At 40.2% G+C, this 378-nt stretch carries 1 tRNA gene and 1 rRNA gene; both read right to left on the bottom strand.

The features are described 5' to 3' along the window. Window positions 1-105 precede the first annotated feature (105 nt). Window positions 106-182: transfer RNA gene (locus tag ACTQ46_RS11215), tRNA-Ile, on the bottom strand. A gap of 113 nt (window positions 183-295) precedes the next feature. Next, a 16S ribosomal RNA gene (locus tag ACTQ46_RS11210) occupies window positions 296-378 on the bottom strand; the annotation flags it as partial.

Genomic DNA, 378 nt, shown 5'->3' with positions numbered 1-378 from the left:
GTGGAAAAGACTTCGTCTTTTCTACGTTTATTCATTCTTTCCTGCTTTTTTTCCGTATTCGCTTTTCTTTGTTTCTTTATGGTTATGAAGTTTTAAGAAACTTCATGGTGGGCCTGGGGGGACTCGAACCTCCGACCTCACGCTTATCAGGCGTGCGCTCTAACCAGCTGAGCTACAGGCCCATATAATAAGTTTTGTATTATATGGTATTTATTTTTTTCAAAAAAATTAAGTCTTTCGACTTTTTTACCTGAATAACAAGAAAGAAATAACATAGAACTTTTTAGCTCCTTAGAAAGGAGGTGATCCAGCCGCACCTTCCGATACGGCTACCTTGTTACGACTTCACCCCAGTCATTGACCCTACCTTCGACAGCT

This window comes from Gallicola sp. Sow4_E12 (assembly GCF_052116305.1).
Classification (GTDB): Bacteria; Bacillota; Clostridia; order Tissierellales; family Peptoniphilaceae; genus JBQKLI01.
Note: the sequence above shows the minus strand (reverse complement) of the source record. Positions and strands in the feature narration are given on the sequence as shown.